This window comes from Prolixibacteraceae bacterium, from assembly GCA_019856515.1.
Lineage (GTDB): Bacteria > Bacteroidota > Bacteroidia > Bacteroidales > Prolixibacteraceae > Halosquirtibacter > Halosquirtibacter xylanolyticus.
Genome location: CP082230.1, coordinates 268073 through 286603, shown reverse-complemented (window position 1 = coordinate 286603; position 18531 = coordinate 268073). Strand labels below are relative to the sequence as shown.

The 18531-nt window shown below is 36.0% G+C and carries 12 protein-coding genes; 6 read left to right on the top strand and 6 right to left on the bottom strand.

The window, feature by feature from the left end; translation table 11 throughout:
* Positions 1 to 3168, bottom strand: a complete 3168-nt coding sequence (locus K5X82_00945; protein ID QZT37474.1) for a hypothetical protein — start codon at positions 3166 to 3168, stop codon at positions 1 to 3.
* 437 nt (positions 3169 to 3605) lie between these two features.
* Between K5X82_00945 and K5X82_00940 the strand changes: the two genes are divergently transcribed.
* From K5X82_00940 to K5X82_00930, 3 genes are all read left to right on the top strand, one after another.
* On the top strand, positions 3606 to 4640 hold the full coding sequence (locus K5X82_00940; GenBank protein ID QZT37473.1) for a polysaccharide lyase: 1035 nt from the start codon (positions 3606 to 3608) through the stop codon (positions 4638 to 4640).
* Between the two features lie 394 nt (positions 4641 to 5034).
* Complete coding sequence (locus K5X82_00935; protein ID QZT37472.1) at positions 5035 to 5835, top strand: helix-turn-helix transcriptional regulator; 801 nt, start codon at positions 5035 to 5037, stop codon at positions 5833 to 5835.
* 142 nt (positions 5836 to 5977) lie between these two features.
* Positions 5978 to 8509 carry a TonB-dependent receptor family protein gene (locus K5X82_00930; GenBank protein QZT37471.1) on the top strand — a complete coding sequence of 844 codons (2532 nt, stop codon included), beginning with the start codon at positions 5978 to 5980 and terminating at the stop codon, positions 8507 to 8509.
* A gap of 185 nt (positions 8510 to 8694) precedes the next feature.
* On the opposite strand, the gene K5X82_00925 is transcribed toward K5X82_00930, so the two are convergent.
* Positions 8695 to 9402 carry a hypothetical protein gene (locus K5X82_00925; protein ID QZT37470.1) on the bottom strand — a complete coding sequence of 236 codons (708 nt, stop codon included), beginning with the start codon at positions 9400 to 9402 and terminating at the stop codon, positions 8695 to 8697.
* Between the two features lie 362 nt (positions 9403 to 9764).
* On the opposite strand from K5X82_00925, the gene K5X82_00920 reads away from it, so the two are divergent.
* The 3 genes from K5X82_00920 to K5X82_00910 are packed head-to-tail and all read left to right on the top strand — an operon-like array spanning position 9765 to position 14038.
* Complete coding sequence (locus K5X82_00920) at positions 9765 to 10988, top strand: glycoside hydrolase family 88 protein (GenBank protein ID QZT37469.1); 1224 nt, start codon at positions 9765 to 9767, stop codon at positions 10986 to 10988.
* Positions 10989 to 10993: 5 nt separating this feature from the next.
* Complete coding sequence (locus K5X82_00915; protein QZT37468.1) at positions 10994 to 12409, top strand: sulfatase; 1416 nt, start codon at positions 10994 to 10996, stop codon at positions 12407 to 12409.
* 60 nt (positions 12410 to 12469) lie between these two features.
* The gene (locus tag K5X82_00910) at positions 12470 to 14038 is read left to right on the top strand and encodes a sulfatase (GenBank protein QZT37467.1); all 1569 of its coding nucleotides are present in this window, start codon (positions 12470 to 12472) and stop codon (positions 14036 to 14038) included.
* Between the two features lie 155 nt (positions 14039 to 14193).
* On the opposite strand, the gene K5X82_00905 is transcribed toward K5X82_00910, so the two are convergent.
* From K5X82_00905 to K5X82_00890, 4 genes are read right to left on the bottom strand one after another with little or no spacing between them, the layout of a single operon-like run.
* Positions 14194 to 14655 carry a V-type ATP synthase subunit K gene (locus K5X82_00905; GenBank protein ID QZT37466.1) on the bottom strand — a complete coding sequence of 154 codons (462 nt, stop codon included), beginning with the start codon at positions 14653 to 14655 and terminating at the stop codon, positions 14194 to 14196.
* Between the two features lie 46 nt (positions 14656 to 14701).
* Positions 14702 to 16528 carry a V-type ATP synthase subunit I gene (locus K5X82_00900; protein QZT37465.1) on the bottom strand — a complete coding sequence of 609 codons (1827 nt, stop codon included), beginning with the start codon at positions 16526 to 16528 and terminating at the stop codon, positions 14702 to 14704.
* Between the two features lie 8 nt (positions 16529 to 16536).
* Complete coding sequence (locus tag K5X82_00895; protein QZT37464.1) at positions 16537 to 17142, bottom strand: V-type ATP synthase subunit D; 606 nt, start codon at positions 17140 to 17142, stop codon at positions 16537 to 16539.
* Positions 17143 to 17184: 42 nt separating this feature from the next.
* On the bottom strand, positions 17185 to 18507 hold the full coding sequence (locus tag K5X82_00890; GenBank protein QZT37463.1) for a V-type ATP synthase subunit B: 1323 nt from the start codon (positions 18505 to 18507) through the stop codon (positions 17185 to 17187).
* Positions 18508 to 18531: the final 24 nt, after the last annotated feature.

The following is an 18531-nucleotide window of genomic DNA, read 5'->3' as shown; positions in this document are numbered from 1 at the left end:
TTACCATTTAATTTGATATTGATGCAGAGGAATATCAATACTTTGACCATTCTTCGTTAACACCTTAATCTCTGTATTATTTCCTAAATATTTAATGGATACTAATTGATCCAACTCCTTCTCTGGTTTCCACTTTCCATCTAGTAAAATCGTAACAATTTCCCCTCTCCCATTGGCATGTACAATTGAGTTAGGCATAAAAGACATATTATGATTCCATTTTGCAATATTTAAATCTGGATTTGCAACCGTCAGATGTACTTTATTTTTTTTATTCACTACATAAGCGAGGATCGGATGATTTACAGATTTAATCAATCCATGTCCATCAAATTTCTTCGAATCAAATATAGCAAATGCAGTTGTATTCTTAATCTGGTGCTGAACAATATGAGCCACTTCATCCTGTTCTATAACTCGATATGGGACATTACTCTTATACGACATTGCTTGTTTCCTACTATGATTCATCAACATTGCATACTGATAATGACCTCCTTTAGGAGTAACCCCATGATCAAACCACGCTTTGACATGTAGAGTCTTAATTGGAACATATTTACCTTTTTGATTTAGAAGTGATGACTGTTTATTGTAACGAATAACTAAAGAGTCTGAATTCTTTCCGATAACATATTGTATACCTTGAACATCTGTTATACATGACAGTGAATACTTTTTAGTTTCCCCTAAAACATTTGGGAACTGTTCATTATTAACCCATGGCAAACCCTTTGAAGGAGTAACATCCTCTAAGTTTGTCTGAAACAAAGTTGTTACAGTATGATATTGTTTATCTTGATTAGATATATTCGAACCTAAGCATATAATTTCATCATCAAAGTAAAAATATGATTTTCTTGCTCTAAATGTATCATCAAATAGAACTCCATCAGTATTAGGCCCAACATCATCTCTAAGCTCCATTGCATAAAGTCCATTTTTATGATTCGAAGATAAACCTCCCGCAAAAGTAGTATTTGCAAAACTTCGATGATACCCTTCCTTATATTTACCCGTCGGTTTATTCTCATAATAGACCTTTTCAATTGGCAAGGCTTTTGTCGTAGCACCTGGCAGATATGCCCAATGAAAACCTTTATTTTGTTCAATTCCGGCACGTCTCATAGCATCCCTAGGTGCCCCTTTTAATGCGAGTACTGAGCCAAAGCTTAAATAACGACCAAGATTATTCTCCCCTTTATGTCCTGTTTCATAATCCCAAATATATTTGTTATAACCTTTCACTGAGAAGTACCAATCTTTACCTCTTTGTACAGATAAACTGGAATACGGCATTGATATATTTTGAGCTTTAGGAAGTTCAACGACATGTCCCATCTGTTTGTGTACTATATCAATTAAAGACAAAGTTCCAAGAGTACCTGTATAGGTTAATTGTGGAAATGTCAATGCATAGCAAGCTTCTGGAGAAGACAATGAGTATATATCATTAAGACGTGCTGCCAAACTTCTATCTTCCACTCGCTTATCATCTACACTTAAAAAGGCAAATGAAGTAATTAAATAACGATCTAAAGCTGTATTCTTGTAAGGGAAACGACCACAAACACCCATGTTTAAATAGAGACCATAAGCAATATCACTCTGCCTCAACAACACTTTCTTCAAGAAATCTTTTTTACTATTAGAGAGACTAAAGCTACCATCATCCATCAACCAACTTAACATCGATACTGTATTCAATGTTTGGACTCCATATGAATTTAAATAAGTTCCTCTATGATGATAAACAGAGTAGTCTGGCTTAAAAGTATCTGCATAACCAGGTGCAACTGAAGCAATATGTTCCAAATATCCATTGAAATCATTCATTAATTTATTCTTTTTTGCTCCTGAATCCATTAACAAAATAGAAATTAGTTTTGGTAATGCACCACCTCGAACAAGATCTGTATTTTCCCCCAACGAGTAATCCATTGAAATGATATTCCCTATTCGAGTATGCCATGCCAAGCATGCCTGTATACGATGTCTTTGCTCATCACTCATATCATTTCTCATCAAGAATGCAGAAACAGCAAATCCATTTAGTCGTATTACATGATCTAATGTACCAACAGCACTTCCAGCAGCCCAACCTTGATCCTCTAAATATTTGTATAATGTAAAGACCTTATCTTTTGATGATTTTGTATTATTAAACCTATAATCAAAAGACAATGGGAATAGTGTTGATTCAATCACACGCTGAAAGTTATGCCCATATAATTCTCCTTGTTCATCACGACAAGAATATAGGGGTACCCCTTTAATTCCCTTAGGTGTATCTTTTATCTTCAATTTACTATAGAAATCATTTGCTGTATTAATTCTTTTAGAAAGTTGATCACTGATGGAGCCATAATGACTTTTCCAATCATTAGCTTTATCACCTAAAATAAGATAATCCAAACGATTCTCAATATTTTTAAAATCACCCTTATTTACTACAGTGTTCCTTTCATTCTTCTTTCCAATCCCTAAGTACTTCTGGTAAGAGCTATAAATCTCATATGTATCTGATCTGACAGCTTTTTTGTTATTCTTAAACACTAAATCAGAATGCCTCTTATATGATACAAAATCAACCAATTGAAAGTGATCAAAGAATATTTTACCCGAAGAAATTGAGTTGTTAGGTTGAAAAACAAAGGTATTTACCTTGTTATTTCCCTTATATGATTTCACTTTCGCATCCTCTTCAAACTGAACCCAAACGGCTCTCCATCCAGTAAAATTAAGATTCATCGAAAATCTATATTTAGGGTTAGTCAAAGCTCCTTTTTTTCCATCACCTAAATAACACCACATCTCTCCTTTCTTGGCTTTTTCTTGATATATCCAAAACTTCACACCTCCATATTTATTCTTCCCATAGTATGCAGGCTCATAAACTTCAGGTTGACCTCCTGAATATTCTGATGTAGCTCTTTTAAGACCGATAAGACCATTGACTACGAGAGCATCATCGCTGCTCATAGACCACAGCAAAGAACTCTTCCCATCTTTTTGATGAGATCTACTTAATTTCACCTCTCCTGTCAAAGATCTCCAACTTGACAATACCGAGTTATCTTCAAAAGTGATCTTTTCCGCAATAATCTTATCCTGGACAACAAGTTTCTTTGCAGCAAAAGAAGAGTTGCCTACCAATAGTAAACTCATCGCGAAACCTAACGCTGTTTTTTTAATCTTTTGTGTTATCATATTGAAATCGGTTGTAACATTTATTACTTGATTTAGTAATAGCAATTTTACGAAACACTCATGACACGATATTTCTTTTACAATTCAAATAACCTAATCAATGTTGAAACGATTTCAAATACGTATTTCGACATTCTTTAATCATAGTAATAAAACGATATTCTCAACAAAAACAAACAAATAAGACACAGACGCAAAACCTCTAATAATTAATGTATTGCAAATTTAAATAAAACAATTTCAAAAGTAAATTCAACATTTGCAAACCAATTAATCAAATGGTTTTAGAAAAAAATGAACTACAAATAAGACGATTCAAATTACCTTTACAATAATTAAAAAACAATAATGCCGGCACAATAAAACATACTACAATGATAAAAAAGACTTTATACATGATCAGTTGGATAGCTATACTATTCACAACAACTGGAGCCCTCTCACAAGAAAAGCAAAATACAAAACAGCTATTAAGTAGACTCAGTGCACAAAAAGATATCGCAAAAAGAAATGAGATAATCGACAATAAGTTTATCATTATTGGGAACAAACCACCACATGGAATTGTAAGCAGAGAGGTTACTACAACCGATACGATCTATCATTTTCAGGCAGATAATAAAGCCAACAGAATCGAGTTTACGACCTGCTTTGCTTCTGAAATAAATCTAAAAGGAGTCACCTCGAAAAAAAGAGAAACATTAAGCAAAATAAAAAAACTATATAAGTATAGCCACCAAGGCAACTATGGAGATCTTGTTACTTATGAGTGGAGCGTACGGTTCCCTGAGAAGCTAACAAAACAACATGGAGGCATCTTTGCCCAATGGCACGGTCGCCCAGATAGGTCTCTTTTGAAAAATCCAAGAGGAGAACTAAAATATTGGAATGAAAACACCTTCGCATCGATGCTTGACACCATGTATTTTAAAAAGAATATTGGTTACAGCTACAAAACAAAAAGAAAAAATGGCTGGCAGGTAGAGCAATCAGCTGGTGGACCAATTGGAGCTTTTATTATTAAAGAGGGAGACATCTATCTTATTATGAGAAGTGATGCAAACAGAATGTCTGATCCCTCATTCAAAGTGAGACCAAAACCATTTAATGATAAGTATAAAGATGTAGGTAAAGATGGTAAATTTGGATCTGTGGTTTATGAAAATAAAATATCGTCTATCGCATTTAATCAATGGATCAAAATGAAAGTTGAAATTAAATACTCAACTTATAGTAAAACAGAAGACCTCTCAACTTCGAAAGGAAGAGTAAAAGTTTGGATAAACAACAAAATGGTTGCTGATTGGAAAGGTTATGTTGGAAAAAATGATATCCAAGGTCCATACTTTAAATTCGGAATCTACAAACCAAAAGAACTCGGACTAAAAGTAGATTGTAAAAATTTGAATATAAACATTGAAACCAAGTAGTTTTAAAGAACACAATTCACTCTTACCATAATATCAAAAACAGGAGGCACTTTATCACGATCTCAAATAACGTATGACAATTGCCTCCTGCATCTTTTTACAGACAAAAAGTACATTTTGAACGTCAATATTAAACCTCAAATAAATTGAATGATATTCATAGCAAATGACAAAGAGTCTATTTCATTATCGTTCTTAAAATGGTAGTTCCATTTTCCGTGTCTCCAACCAGAATTTGCACTTTAAATGTACTTTAAGAGACATTAAGTTCTTTGAGTACAATACGACGTGTACCATATTATTTATGAGGAATAGGGACATTTTTTATTCAAAATTGAGTATTCCATAACAAATATATAGTCTATCTTGTTGCTAGTATTTAAACACATGCAATATGATCGAAAAGAAAAACAAACTACACCCCAAAGAAGCTTTTAAAATAGCACCATTTAGAAAGCATATAAGAAAAACAAGACCACATATTCATCACGGCTACTTAGAAATTGTCTACCTGTATCAAGGTCAAGGATCTCATACTATTGATGATCATAGATACGAAATAAATACTCCTTCTATTTTTATCGTAAAGAATGGACAAGTCCACCATTGGGATTTACGATCTGAACCTGATGGTTTTGTGATTCTAATACAGAAAGATTTTTTTCCAAATTGCAGCGATCAAGAGCTCGAACTCTTAAAGGTTAAATTAACTCAATATGAACACATTGAAATAACATTCCAAAATAGTTTAACAAATTTACTCGGTGTCCTCAATGAAGAATACCCAACACTGAACTTAACATTTTTCCATAGTCTTCTTAAAACTATATTCTCTAAAATCCTAGAATTTGCAACTGAACCATTAAGAGTAAAGAAACATCAAACTGATTACAATACATTCTTTCAACAAGTAGAACAATACGCAACCAAAGAACGGAAAGTTAGCTTTTATGCAGCCAATCTAAATACCACACCTCAGAACCTTAACTCAATATGCAAGAAATGTGTCGGGATGGCAGCATCCGAAATCATATCAGATGTAATTATAAAGGAGGCTAAAAGACAAATAAAATATACATCTCTATCCATTTCTGAGGTAGCATATAATATGCATTTTAAGGACCCATCTCATTTTGTGAAATATTTCAAAAGGGTAACGAAGCAAACACCCAATGATTATCGCAAACAAATCTAATTATACCATTTCTTTTTCATTTATACCATAGATAGAGTAAGTAGTTCTATTCTTTTGCATATAGAGAAATATCATAACTTATGTAGATTCTTCTTCACTTAAAATGATTATGCAATCGATAATACAACAAAACTAAATATTTATGAAAACGAAACAACTACTTGTTTTTATTCTTCTCTTGACAGCAAATACACTATTTGCTCAGAAAGGAATTAAAGGACTAGTCAAGGATGCAAATTCAGGAGAGACACTTCCATTTGTGACAGTAAAAGCCATAGAAAAGGCTTCAAATAAACCATTTGGTGTTTTCACTAACAACAATGGAACATATGAATTAAAGCTTAAAGAAGGTAAATATGATGTCATATTTTCATTCATAGGTTATCAAAATGACACGATAAAAAATATCTCAATTACCCAAGGAGGAAAATGGAGATCTCTTTCAACAACGTCACTTTCAACTGCCACACATAACATTGGTGATGTCAATGTCATTGCAAAAAGGAGCACTGTTCAGGCAACCATTGAAAAGAAATCATATAACACGAAAGATTTCGAGACTGCAAAAGGAGGTACTGCAGTAGACATTTTGAACAAACTTCCTTCAGTTGATCTTGATGCTGATGGAAATGTTAGCGTCAGAGGAACTACAGATTTCATGGTATATTTGAATGGAAAACCAACACAAATGGACCCATCTGTTCTTCTTGGTCAAATTGCAGGCGATGCCATTAAATCAATCGATGTTATCACCATACCAACAGCAAAATATGATGCTCAGGGAAAAGGTGGAATCATTAATATCGAAACAAACAAAGGAACAACGGATGGATTTTCAATTACAGCCAACGGACTTATTGGAGGTTCTCCGTGGGGAAACCTTACAGATAAATACAGTGGATATGAATTAAATGATAACAGGTATAGTACAGGGGTTAATGCTTCGTTCACAAAAGATAAATTTTCCATCTATGGAGGTCTTTTCTACAATAAAAAGAATGTAAATGGAAATCGCTCTGGAGATGCTCGATTATTACAAAAAGATGGTTCATACTATCACATGGTAGCACAAGGTGAAAGACCAGAGTGGTATGAATATTACACAGCACAACTTGGTGCAGATTACAGCTTCACGGACAAGACAACATTATCCGCATCATATTTCTATGGAAATAGAAATGATGGACGTTCGGCATTCTATGTATACGACACATTTTATGCTGATGAAAACAAAAAAGATATTGCTGGCATTGACAGAAATGAGAAGTGGATATACAATCCGAACACGGATAATAGATATGGTCAATTTCACTCTTCAGACTTGCATCTTGCCCATAAATTTAGTGCAACAAGTAAGATCGACATTGACCTTCTTTATGAATACTCTGCATTGAGTCGTGAGTTGGATAACAGAAACTATGATTTCAATAAACCACTTGATCAAGTGGAGACTAAGACAGATCATTTTAAACAGACAGACGACACACCTTTACATGCTTACCGTGCGAGTATCGATTATGAAAAACAATTCGATAACAAAAGTCAACTTACAGTCGGATTCCAACCTCAATGGATGAGTATTGCAGGAACATTCAGCTATGATACATTAAATGTGAATACCCAAAAGTGGGGTGATTATAGTTCACTTGAAAATGGAGTAGATATGAATCGTGGAATCTATGCATTCTATGCAGACTATCGAGGAGATATTGGTGCATTCAGCTACGTACTTGGACTTAGAGCAGAGTACATGGACCAACAGATGAAAATCGACAACCCTGATTACTTTAACATTTTCGACCGTAAGACGGATGATCAATATAACACCCAAAAATTAGATTGGTTTCCTTCTCTTCATTTAAACTATAGTCTTAGCGAGAATAACTCTATTTCGGCTTCTGCAAGTCGCAGAATTAATAGACCTGCACTAAAAGACATGGCTCCTTTCCTATATCGCCGCCACTACGAAGTGTATGTCGTGGGAGATCCTACTCTTGAACCTGAATATTTGAACAACTTGGAAGTTCAATATGGATGGAAAGGATCAAACGTTTCTATCAACCTGACAGGATTCTATAGAGGAACTGACAACGCAGTATTCCGTGTCAACACGGTTTATGAAGAAGAGAATGTACTTATCAGAAGTTACACAAATTCAGGTAACACTCAATCATTAGGAGCTGAATTAAACTCTTCGATTAATATGGGACGTTTTGGAGATCTATTTCTTGGTGGATCACTATACAACTATAAAGTAGAAGGGAATATCTTTGGTTATAAAGAGAGTAATCAAAGTACAAATTGGAGCTTCAAAGGAAACCTAAACCTGAATATTACTAAAACGATCAAATGGAGTAGTGACTTTAATGTAAAATCGGCAACAGTTACAGCACAAGGTCAGAATGAACTATACTACCAAGCCAACACCGCTTTAGTTTATAAACCAACAAAACTAAAAGGATGGGACTTCTCTGTAAGAGCACTAGATATACTAAGCTCGAATATTACAGGTTTAAGTACAAGAGCATATGATACAAATGGAGTTCAAATCTTCTATCAAGATACTGAATACAGAAGAAATGGCCCAATACTAGAGCTAAGAGCATCCTATAGCCTAAACAAGATATTTAAGAAGAGTAAAACCGACAGTGCATTCGGTAAATCTCAATTCTAGAAGAGACTGTTTCTAATTGGCGTTAGTCTATAGTATCTAGAGGATGGTAGTCAATCTACCATCCTCAAATTTTATTCTACAACGAGAATCAGACAGACTCTATTTTAAATAATCGACAAATTGCTGTAAATATATCTTGTTGAAATAAAGCGATTCATCTAAATAACAAGAGATCTGTACCATCATTAATCACGAGAATATATATCAATATTCTTAATCAATACGGAGGCAGGAAACCATAAGGTACCTCTTGTACGAAGAACAATATGACCTTTTCCATAAGCGTTATCATCTACGGTATTAAATAAAAGTTTACCATCTACTTTCATCCAAACTTTATGGTCAACTTTCCCCACTTCCACACGATAACATCTACCTGGTTGCATTACATTTTGCTTAGCCATCGCTAAAAATTCATTTCCCTTCTTTGGAACTTTTCTCACAAAAGGAGGATAATTATGTGCGAGATTGTGATAAGCAAAGAAATAGCCATCCACCTCTTTTGTCCACATACTAATAGCTCCATCATAGTCTTTCGGGATAATCAATTGGCCGTCTTTATTTCCATGATTCGATACAGAAAGCATTGATACGACAACAGTCATAGAAGTTAAAGGCACAACATCATATTGTAAAACAACATCTTCTCCATAACTCTTTGGACTAATCAACACCACGCCTCTTGACTTCTCTGATTCAGCCATACAAAACTGTTTATGTACATCTCTCTTACCTCTGCCAATTCCATAAAAACCCCAGTTCTCTAGGTCAAAAGAAGTAACACTCTCATGGGTGAAATGTTTCTTCAGTGCCCCCTTCCCAACTTGACTATATCCAAATTGTAATCCTACAAACATTAGCATCAAAAACGTTGCAACCGATCTTTTTATCATACCTACTTAAATTAATAAATTTATCTCACTTATAATAATTCCAATAATACATCATAACGTGTCAATTTTCAAAAATAACAACCTCTAACCACACTCTTGTGAGTCGACGCACATCAACTTATCAACTGAATACGAGTTAATTTATAAACATACAAAGACAAAAACGATCTATGGTTCAACATTTCACCAAATCATTCAATTCAACATCTTTTAAGTTAGCCTCAACCATACTATAACAATATCTGTATTGAAAGCATAGAAAATGAGAAACTCATAAACGAATCTCTTCATGACATACATACATTTGTTAAAACAGAAAAGAAGTCTAATAACTAACATCGAATAACAATCACTCATTAAATATGATCAAGAAAGGTATACTATCGCTTATCATTGGTTGCACATTATTGTCATGTAGTAACAACGAGCTTAAGAAAGATAACATCAAGTCAACATTTGACAAAACCCCCAAATGGGTATCCAAATCATTTAACACCATTAATGGACATGCAAAAAACATGCTCTCAGAAGTTCTCAAATTTAAACAGACACCGAGATCGACAGAAAGAGGACTCAAACCATCACGCGATTGGACCAGTGGATTTTACCCAGGAACATTATGGTATTTATATGAATATTCCAGAAATGACCAATGGCAAAAAGATGCCCAGAAAGTAACGCAATTGCTAGAAAAAGAACAATACAATACAGAAGATCATGATGTCGGATTCAGAATTTATTGCAGTTATGGAAATGGTTGGTTACTCACAAAGAATAACAGTTACAAAAAAGTAGTTATCCAAGCAGCAAAATCATTAGCAACAAGGTTTAATGAAAAAACAAAAACCATTCAATCTTGGAATGCCAATGAAAAAAGAGATTGGAAATTCCCTGTCATCATAGATAACATGATGAACTTAGAGTTAATCTATGAAGCATATAAATTATCAGGAGACAAGAATCTTAAAAGGGTTGCTCTAACTCATGCAGACCAAACAATGAAATATCATTATCGTAAGGATTTCTCATGTCCACATGTTATTGACTATGATCCAGAAACAGGAGAGTTTAGAAAGATGGATTGGAATAATGGTTTTTGTGATCCAAACACTGCAGCATGGAGCCGAGGACAAAGCTGGGGGCTTTATGGTTACACGATGATGTATAGGGAAACTAAAGATCCAAAGTATCTTAAGTTTGCTGAAAACATTGCCAACTTTATCACAGATCACCCTAAAATGCCAAAAGACTTTGTTCCCTACTGGGATTACTCTTGCCCAAAACCAAAGTCAATGAGAGATGCATCTGCTGCTGCAATTATGGCTTCAGCGCTCTTAGAACTAAGTGAATATAGCGAACAATACGGTCAGAAATACTTTAATATCGCTGAGATTGCTTTAAAAAGCCTCTCCTCAATTGAATACTTAGCTCCAGTAGGCACCAACGAAAACTTCATTATCAAACACACAACAGGAAACTATCTTGCAGGCAGTGAAGTAAATGGTTCGTTAAGCTACGGAGACTACTATTACACAGAAGGATTAATTCGATATCTTAAAATAATTAACAATCAAAAACTCTACTGAAAAAAATGACAACCAACACCATATCCAGATCATTACTTCTAGGAGCTGTAATCACAGCTCCTTACTTCTCATATTCAAGTGAAAAAACAGAGAAAGAGGCTTCTCATCCTAATATCATTATTCTATTCGCAGATGATATGGGGTATGGAGACATTGCAGCCTATGGATCTAAAGTAAACGAAACACCCAATCTTGATAAACTAGCAAATAGAGGAACACTATTCTCCTCATTTTATGTTGCTGCAGCATCATGTACACCCTCAAGAGCTGCATTACTAACAGGATGTTATCCACAAAGAGTTGGATTAGAAAGTGTCGTAGATGACAATTCCAATAAAGGATTGAGTAGTCATGAAATCACTATTGCAGACCTTCTAAAACAACATGGTTATCACACAGGAATGTTTGGTAAATGGCATCTAGGACATCATTTAGAATTTATGCCTAACCAACATGGTTTTACTGAATTCTTTGGTATTCCATACTCTATGGACATGTGGCCTTTTCACCCTAAACCAAACCATGATTACCCACCTCTGCCCGTATACGAGAATGAAAAAGTCATCGAATATAACCCTGATGTCAATCAGATGACAACCAACTTTACCAATAGAGCCGTAGAGTTTATCAAAAAGCATAAAGAAGAACCTTTTTTCTTATACCTACCATACTCACAACCACATGTACCACTTGGTGTGTCCAATAAATTCAGAGGCAAATCTAGAAATGGCATATACGGTGATGTTGTAATGGAACTAGATTGGTCCGTTGGACAAATTACCACAACACTGGAGAAGTTAGGTATAGATAAAAATACAATTGTTATGTTCTCGTCAGATAATGGACCTTGGCTTACATACGGTAACCATGCTGGAAGTGCTGGAGACCTTAGAGAAGGGAAAGGTACAGTCTATGGTGGAGGACATAAAGTTCCATTTATTGTATCCATGCCAGGAACGATACCATCTGGTATAGTCAATGATCAAATGATTACAGCAATGGATATCTTACCAACGATTATGCATATGACCAAAGCGGAATTTCCTCGAATGAACCCTATCGATGGTAAAAACATATGGCCTATACTATCTGGACAAAAAGGGGCTAAAACACCCTATAATTATTTCTTCTTTGTCAATAAAAAAGATGTTCAAGCTGTTCGTAAAGGAAAATGGAAACTACACAAAGCCCATAACTATCGTATTCCAGGTACCGTAGGAAAAGATGGAATGCCAGGAACACAAGATAACGTTGGTGGGTATACTGGAGTTGCACTCTATAATATAGATAAGGATCCTATGGAGTCAACAAACGTTGCGTCAAAACACCCTCAATTAGTCAAAGAATTAACCCAACAAATAGTACTATTTCAAAAGGATATTGATAATAACCACCGTCCTGTAGGCATAGTAAACAAATAATTTTCATTCATCAGTTATGAGAAATTTGGATTCTCATAACTGATTTACACCACATACAACATGGCCACAAAGAAGCTAAATTCGTTTCTATTAACAGCTATTGCGTGTTTTTCAATGTCATGCACGAAGAATCGTAAGCAACCACAACCCAATATCATTGTAATCATGGCAGATGATCATGCCACCAATGCTATCTCAGCATATGGTTCTCATTTAGCCTCAGTAGCACCAACCCCAAACATTGATCGCATTGCAAATGAAGGTGTTTTATTAAACCACTGTTTTTCAACCAATGCTATCTGTACACCAAGTAGAGCAACACTCCTCACAGGTCAATACAATCATATCAATAATGTACGAACGTTAAAGGATCATTTCTATCCTAAAGAAGATCACCTCGCACAGATCATGCAAAAAAATGGTTACCAAACTGCTATATTTGGGAAATGGCATCTACATAGCGAACCAACTGGATTTGATCAATGGCAAGTACTACCTAGTCAAGGTCACTATTTCGATCCTGAATTTAAAGTAAAAGGATATGATAAAGATACCTCCTATGAGGATCGTAAGATGGTCAAACAAAAAGGCTACGTAACCGATATTATTACGAATCTTTCTTTAAAATGGTTAAAAAACAGAGACACAGAGAGTCCATTCATGCTCATGGTCCATCAAAAAGCGCCACACGCATTATGGGAATACCATCCCAAATATAGATCTCTTTTTAAGGGTATTACCCTACCCGAACCTCCATCCCTTTTCGAAGACAAAACACATCGAGCAAAAGAGACAATTGTAAAACAAAATGATCTCCATCGTTTGGCTCAACGAATGTCAGGACAAATAAAGATATCAAGCGTTCATAATTACACGGAGTGGCCAACTGGAGCATTAGATATTGAAGGATTATCTGAACATGATATGATCAAAGCAACCTATCAGAAATATCTTAAAGATTATCTACGGTGTGTTGCATCAGTAGATGAAGGGGTTGGAAAAATATTAGATTATCTCGATCAAAACAACTTGACAGAGAATACAATTATCATTTACACTTCCGACCAAGGCATGTTTCTAGGAGAGCACGAATACCTTGATAAAAGATGGTTCTTTGAGGAAGGCATTCGTATGCCCTTCATGATAAAATGGCCAAAAGAACTATCACATGATCAGAAACGAAACCACATCATCTCAAATGTAGATTTTGCTCCAACAATTCTAGATATGTGTGGTATTAATACACCTAGTCGTATGCAAGGAAAAAGTTTCCTTCCTGTTTTAAAAGATGAAAATACAGACTGGGAGAATCTCTTATACTATCGCTATTGGATGCATCGTGACATGACACCTGCTCATTTTGGAATTCGTACTCCTAACTACAAACTAATCTACTACTATGGAATGAACTTAGACACCCATAGCTTTGGCCATCCAAATAGCAAACCTGCTTGGGAATTCTACGATCTTAAGAATGATCCTCACGAAATAAATAATCAATACCGTAACGCCAATTATCGTAAAACAATCGATTCATTAAAGATCGTATTAGAAATGAAGCGTCAAAAAGTAAAAGATTACGATCTACAGTATCCCGACCTTCTTTCCAATTACATGAAGTCCAACTAGGTTAAACAAATGCCAATGATCAACATGCTTCATTGGCATTTTTACACTCTATTACACTCCGAATACCCCTAACACTGAATGGAATACAAAAAAAGAGTGCCACACCATTATTACAGATGTAGCACCCTTCGATAAATTTGACAATCTATAGAAGTTTATCCAATTGCACCATTAATCATAAATGCAGCAGCAAAAGCTACAATAGCATAAAGCTCAGGGAATACAGCAAGAATTAGAGTCTTACCTGCAACATCATAACCTGCGCCAACAGCAGCAATACCGTTTGCAGCAACTTGTCCTTGACGAATTGCTGAAAACAAACCAGCTAATCCTACCGCAAGACCAGCACCAAATACACCTGATGCTTGTAACCAACCGATTGTTTCAGGATTTAATGCATCACCAAAGTTTAAGAACACGAAGAATGCAGCAAAACCATAAAGACCCTGTGTTCCTGGAAGGGCTGACAACATCAAATAGCTACCAAACTGATCAGGATTTTTTTTCATTGCACCTACAGATGCATTACCTCCAATCGTTACCCCATAAGCACTACCAATTCCAGAAAGTGCCAACATTAATCCAACTCCGATATACGCTAATGTAATAGGTTCCATGATAAAATTATTTTATGAATTATTTTTTATTTTCTTATTTCAAACGTTACTTTACTCTTTTACGGAAAGGGTTATATCTTATCCCACCTCCTGTAAAACCAGAGTTCTTATAGAACTCCACAAATGTCAGACGTACAGGGTGAACAAATGACCCTAATACCCCCATAAACAAGTTCAATCCGTGACCAATTATAAGAATTATTGTCATCACAATGATCTTGCCTACTATATTCTCTGGTGCAAACTGAACTGCCAGATTATTAAATACAAATCCTAAAATTGAAGACGAGATACCCAATGCAAACAGACGGATATAAGAGAGAATATCTCCCATCACTCCTGTTGCCATATTATAACTATCCCACACTCCTGCACCTACATTCGCAAAAATAGAACGATCTGGATTACTAAAGAACAGAGAAACCAATGCCCAAAATCCAACCACTACATATCTGAAAATCGACACGAATCCTTCGGAAACGCCAAAGGATGGAAGGAAGTAAGATAGAACTAATCCAACAAAAAGAGTAATCCATCCAATTGTTCCAACAGCATAACGAACTCCAAACTGTTTGGCTTCATTCACGGCTTTCAGTACCATTCCAAAAATAACCTGAATGGCTCCAAAAATCAAAGCCAAGTTAAACAGGTGATCATTCATGGTCTTCCCTTGCGCTTTCAGCATCTGACTCAAATTACCATAGAATCCCCAGCCTTCATCATAAAGGTTAATACCAAAAAAAGTACCCCCTATCAATCCAAATAGAATCGTCGAAGCTCCAAGCCACTTACATAGTTGCATTGCACTCTTGGTTGCACCAGTAGTTTTAGGAGTAAATACAAAACCAAGAATCATTAATAACAATCCATAACCTGCATCTCCCAAACAGAAACCAAAGAACAATAAATAAAATGGTGCAAAATATGGTGTCAAATCTAACTCCCCATATTTAGGCAAAGAGTAGAGGTCTCCGATCATCTCAAACATACGCACAAAACGATTGTTCTTTAACAATACAGGAACTTTTTCCTCATAAGAGGGAGCACTCTCCTCATAATAAACTCTCTCTTTCTCCAAGAACGCTCTTATCTCATCCGCTTTCTCTTCAGGAACAAATCCTTCGAGTAGATAGACATGGTTCTCCGCCATCTTATCTCCATTCAAGCGTACTTTAGCAAAATCAACACGATCTTGTATCTCCAATTGATAATCTTCAAGCAATGGTAATCCTACCTTTGTAAGACGAACCAACTGTTCTTCAATTAAAGCTATTTTGTCTTTTACTATATCTGCTTCTCTATTCGATTCACTAAAAGAGATCTCAGGTAGTTCAACTTTATCTGCCTCAATACTTACGGTATCCTCAGCAGAAGAAATCACAACAAAATATCGATTCACACCAATTTGAGCAACGTTAAGAATGTCATATTTATCATCCCATTCATCATTCCAATCACGTGAATTACAAGAGTAGAACTCAAGGTTCCAACCTGCATCTTTTAACTTCTCTAATTTCGAGATATCAAAATCTCCCCATGGCAACCAAACCTCTTTGAACTTCTCTACTTGTTGTTGTCTTGCCACTAGTGTATCACGTTCTTCAACAAGCTTATTATAAGCTTCAAGAACTGTATCTACACTCTCATATTTCTGTACGCCAGCCGAATCCTCTAGCGTATTTTTATCTCCGTTGAGTTTTACAAACTCCTTTACTAAGGCATCTACCCGCGACAACTCTTGGATTGTTTCGTCAAATTGTGGATCTTCTACTCCACCCTCTTTCTCATTCACATGAATCAATCCAATAGAACGTAATTGTTCTAAAAATGATTCATACTCTTTATGAAAAAGAAGGAAGGAAAATTTCTTCATCTTTACAATCATAACGTTTCCTCCTCTATATTTTGTTGACGCGACTTCACGATTTTCTGTGCCGACTTTGAAAGATTTTCTTCATCCTCCATAAAACGCTTAATCTTACGAATGGCATCCGCATAACCAGGTATCTGAACCTTCTCAAAAAGATTCACCTTCTGCGTAGTCTTTTTACGAGCATACTCAAGCAGTCCCATCTTACGAGCAAAAAATTCTCGCTCGATACCCACTTTTGCTAACTCTTTTATTAATTCCATACCATCTAAGAACCACAATGGAGTACTGAATAGGCTAAATGGTGTGATTTCAAAATCCACCCCATCCAAGACAGGAGTCATAACCCCTGCAATCTTTTTTACCGACATTCGAACATCGCGAACACGAATCAGTGACGTATCAAACTCTCCCCACAGTGCCACCATACTATCGTACGATCTCATGGCAGTCTCTAACTGTAAGTCAAGTCGTTTCACCTCATCTTTGGCCTTCTTCACCTCCACACGTAGAGCCGACTCCTTACTCTTGATCGTAGGCAATGCACGCTCACGAACCTTAAGGTCCTTCTCTAACTTCTGGAGCGAAGTTTTATTATATTGAAAATTTATAGCCACAATGTTCTGTTTTTAAGGTAAACAACCGATGAAATATCACTCCTAAGCCTCTGGCCAGTATTTATCAACCATCTCTTGCTTCATAGCCACCTCATCCTGAGTAAAGTGACGACTGAATAGATCCCAGCCTTTATCTAGCATCTCAGTGGTATTTATATTCACATCAATTGCAAGCAAATCATTCGAATACTCTTTCGCAAAGGCCAAAGTCCTCTCGTCGTAATCACTTAGGTCAAACCCATTCTCCATCTTTGTCTTTGCATTGGCAGCATCAGCAAACAGACGAACCGCGGTATTCATCACTTGTGGGTGATCTTCACGCGTCTTCTTACCTGCCACCAACTGCTTCAAACGAGACAATGAACGGAAAGGATCGACAATCACTTTACCAATATCAGTATCTTTACGCAAGAATAACTGCCCCTCAGTAATATAACCCGTATTATCTGGAATAGCATGAGTAATGTCACCACCAGCTAATGTTGTTACCGCAATAATGGTAATTGAACCACCCTCAGGGAACTGAACTGCCTTCTCATAAATCTTCGCCAAATCTGAGTAAAGTGATCCTGGCATACTATCCTTAGAAGGAATCTGATCCATACGGTTTGACACAATTGATAATGCATCAGCGTACAATGTCATATCGGTCAATAGCACCAACACATTCTCATTCTTCTCAACGGCAAAATACTCTGCAGCTGTCAAAGACATATCTGGGACTAAAAGACGCTCTACAGGAGGGTTCTCCGTAGTATTAACAAACGAAATAATACGATTTAATGCACCTGCATTCTCAAATACATTACGGAAATACAAATAATCATCATTTGTCAAACCCATTCCACCCAAGATAATTTTATCGGCTTCTGCTCTAAGAGCTACATTTGCCATCACTTGGTTAAAAGGTTGATCAGGATCAGCAAAGAAAGGAATCTTCTGCCCCGAAACCAATGTGTTATTCAAATCAATACCTGCAATACCTGTTGCGATCAATTCTGAAGGTTGCTTTCTTCGTACAGGATTCACAGAAGGACCTCCAATAGCCACCTCTTTACCTTCAATAGCAGGACCTCCATCAATAGGATCACCAAAAGCATTAAAGAAACGACCAGCCAATTGATCACTTACCTTCAATGTCGGCGATTTACCTAAGAAAGTAACTTCAGCATTTGTCGGAATACCATCGGTTCCACCAAATACCTGCAAAGTCACATCATCGCCCATCATTTTTACCACTTGGGCCAATCGCCCATCCACCGTAGCCAACTCATCATATCCAACCGCTTGGGCCTTCAAAGTGATCGTTGCTTTGGTTATCGCAGTAATCTTTGTATATATTTTTTGAAAAGCTTTTGTTGCCATTTCACTCTTTTTTATGATTAAAAA